A 3,275-nucleotide genomic window follows, 5' to 3' on the forward strand; every position below is an offset into this window, starting at 1 on the left:
GGCCGCATTCATGCGCATGTCGCGGCTTTCGGCGGCAAGCACGCGCAGTGCATGCGCCACCGGCGTGCCGTAACGCTCGGCCTGGACGAGCGCCTGCGACACCGACTTGACCGAATCCAGGCCGGTGCGGCTTGCCAGGTTCTCGTAGGCCTGCTTGCGCTCCGGCAGATAGGAAAGCTCGGCATTGGTGAGGATGAACTCTTCCGCCAGCGCCACCGATTGCGCGCCGATCTCGTCGGCGACCTTGCGCAATGCTGCTTCCACCGACATGCCCGATTCGACGCAGATCAGCATCAGATCGAGCCCATCCGGCCATGCCATCTGGATCGACTGCTTGCGCTTGGTGGCGCGGTTGTTGACGTAGATGACCGGCGCGTAGAAGCCGCCGTAAGCAACGAGGATGCAGACGAACAGCCTGATGACCAATGGCTTGTCGGGCAGTCCTCCGAGCACGAAGATGTAGATTGCGGCCAGCGCGAAACCGACAAAAGGAAGCACGAGACGAAAGAAAAGAAACCGCGTCAGCGGATTCTGTCCACGAAAACCGGCCACCTTGAGTTTCTGCAAGGTGCCTTCATCGGCGAGCGCGCGTCTCAGATCCAGCCGGTCGACGATGTTGCGCATGCCGATCGACTGTTCCTCACGCAAGCCCTTGCGACGGCGGTCGGCCTCGACCGCAAGCCGGGCGCGCTGTTGCGCACGCAGTTCGTCGCGCTCCAGCGCAACGGATTTCATGCGTGACTTGAGCTGGTTTCCGCCAAACGCCGGCAGCAAGGTGAAGACGGTCGCAAACACCGCTATCGCGACCAGCATCGCGATCAGGAAGCTCGGATCCGTCAGGGTCTTGATGACTTGCTCGGTCATGCCAGCATCCTAGACTTCGAAGTTCATCATCTTGCGCATCACCAGGATGCCGATCGACATCCAGACCGCAGAGCAACCAAGGATCAGGTTTCCGACGCTGGTGTTGAAGAGCGGCATCAGGTAGGCCGGGCTCGACAGGTAGACGAGAAAGGCGACGATGAAGGGCAGCGCACCGATGATCGCGGCGGATGCCTTCGCTTCCATCGACAGCGCCGCGACCTTGGCTTTCATCTTCTTGCGATCGCGAAGCACGCGCGAAAGATTGCCCAGCGCCTCGGAGAGATTCCCGCCGGCTTGCGATTGAATCTGGATAACGATGCCGAAGAAGCTTGCCTCGGTGCAAGGCATGGTTTCGGGCATGCGCAAGGTCGCGTCGGGGATAGAGAGGCCCATCTGCTGTGAATCGACGATGCGGCGAAACTCGGTCTTCACGGGTTCGGGCGATTCGTTGGCGATCAGGCGCACGGCATCGTTCAGCGGCAGGCCGGATTTGACCGCGCGCACGATGATGTCGAGCGCGTTTGGAAATTCGTTGAGGAATGCCTTGACCCGGCGGGCGCGGCGAAACGTGACGAACCAGCGCGGCAGGCCCAGCCCCCCGGCCAGCAGCACGCCCGGCAAGGCGATCAGCGGGGCTCCGGCCACGAAAGCGGCCATCGTCAAAACGATGCCGCATATTGCGGAATATATATAGAAACGCTCGATGGTGGTCTTGAGGCCGGCCTGACGAAGCTGGGCTTTCAGCGGCGGCTTCTTGACGCGGCTGTCCTTGGTTTTCTGCTTGGCGTCGAGTTCGTTGAGAGAATCCTGAACCGATTTGCGCCGCTTGGCGGCTTCCGCCACGCGGTCGCGCGAGGCCTTGACGACGGAGCGATCCGTCTCGGCGGTCCTGATTGTTTCGAGCCGCTTGCCGACCTGTTTCTCGTTGCTGATCCGGGTGAACAGAAATGCATAAGCGACGGCGCCGGCGCTGAAGCCGGCGAGCACGACAAACGCCAGTACTGTGCCGTCAATTCCAAACATTGGCCCGAACCCTTACACCCCAGCAGACGTCAGTCAGCGCGTTTCTCCATCGCCTCGAGCGCAATGGCGAGACGCTGCTCCTCGCCGTAATAGCGTGCACGCTCCCAGAAATGCGGACGGCCGATGCCGGTCGATACGTGCTCACCCAACAGCCGGCCGTTGGCGTCCTCACCCTTGATGTTGTAGAGGACGATATCCTGCGTGATGATAACGTCGCCTTCCATCCCGATCACCTCGGTGATGTGGGTGATGCGGCGCGATCCGTCGCGCAGGCGCGCTGCCTGGATGATCACGTCGATGGAGCCGACGACGATTTCGCGCACTGTCTTCTGCGGCAGCGAATAACCACCCATGGCAATCATGGATTCAATGCGGTTCAGGCATTCGCGCGGGCTGTTCGAGTGGATCGTTCCCATCGAGCCGTCATGGCCGGTGTTCATCGCCTGCAGAAGATCGAACACTTCGGGTCCGCGCACTTCGCCGACGATGATGCGCTCGGGCCGCATGCGCAGGCAGTTCTTGACCAGGTCGCGCATCGTCACCTCACCCTCACCCTCCAGATTGGGCGGGCGGGTTTCGAGGCGCACCACATGCGGCTGCTGCAATTGCAGCTCGGCCGAGTCTTCGCAGGTGATGACGCGCTCCTCGCGGTCGATATAGTTGGTCAGGCAATTGAGCAGCGTGGTCTTGCCCGAACCGGTACCGCCCGAGATCACGATGTTGCAGCGAACACGGCTGATGATCTTGAGAACTTCGGCGCCCTGCGGCGAGATGGCGCCGAACTTGACCAGTTGGTCGAGCGTCAGCTTGTCCTTCTTGAATTTGCGGATGGTGAGCGTGGCGCCGTCGATGGAGAGCGGCGGCGCGATGACGTTGACGCGCGAGCCATCGGGGAGGCGCGCGTCGCAGATCGGGCTGGATTCGTCGACGCGGCGGCCAACCTGGCTGACGATGCGCTGGCAGATGTTGAGGAGCTGCTGGTTGTCCCGAAAGCGGATGCCGGTCTGTTCGACCTTGCCGTTGACCTCGATGTAGACGTTCCTGGAGCCGTTGACCATGATGTCGGCGATGTCGTCGCGGGCGAGCAGCGGCTCGAGCGGCCCATAGCCGAGCACGTCGTTGCAGATGTCCTCGAGCAGCTCTTCCTGCTCGGCGATCGTCATTGCGAAGTTCTTGATCGCGATGATGTCGTTGACGATATCGCGGATTTCCTCGCGCGCACTTTCAGGATCAAGCTTGGAAAGCTGCGACAGATCTATGGTGTCGATGAGTGCGGAGAAGACCTGGCTCTTGGTATCGTAATAGGTTTCGCTTTTTTCGCGCTGTGCCCGCTTCGGCTCAGGCGCCAATGGCGGTGCCTCGACCGCACGGCGCGCCGCGGGCCGTGT

At 61.6% G+C, this 3,275-nt stretch carries 3 protein-coding genes; all 3 read right to left on the reverse strand.

All coding sequences use genetic code 11. The annotated features are described in order from the left end of the window. The coding region (locus tag EN994_RS23900) for a type II secretion system F family protein (RefSeq protein WP_164746120.1) at positions 1–864 on the reverse strand (864 nt) is incomplete at its 3' end. Positions 865–873: 9 nt separating this feature from the next. Then, positions 874–1,887 (reverse strand): type II secretion system F family protein, encoded by a 1,014-nt coding sequence (locus EN994_RS23905; protein WP_013533679.1) that lies wholly within the window; start codon positions 1,885–1,887, stop codon positions 874–876. A gap of 29 nt (positions 1,888–1,916) precedes the next feature. Continuing rightward, positions 1,917–3,275, reverse strand: a 1,359-nt coding sequence (locus tag EN994_RS23910) for a CpaF family protein (RefSeq protein WP_164746121.1), incomplete at its 5' end; no start/stop codon positions are given.

The sequence above is a fragment of the Mesorhizobium sp. M7A.F.Ca.CA.002.09.1.1 genome, assembly GCF_003998555.1.
GTDB classification, from domain to species: domain Bacteria; phylum Pseudomonadota; class Alphaproteobacteria; order Rhizobiales; family Rhizobiaceae; genus Mesorhizobium; species Mesorhizobium ciceri.

Bases quoted from the DNA above. Each gene is read 5' to 3' on its own strand.
- EN994_RS23905 (WP_013533679.1), bottom strand. From the start codon at position 1,887: ATGTTTGGAATTGACGGCACAGTACTGGCGTTTGTCGTGCTCGCCGGC.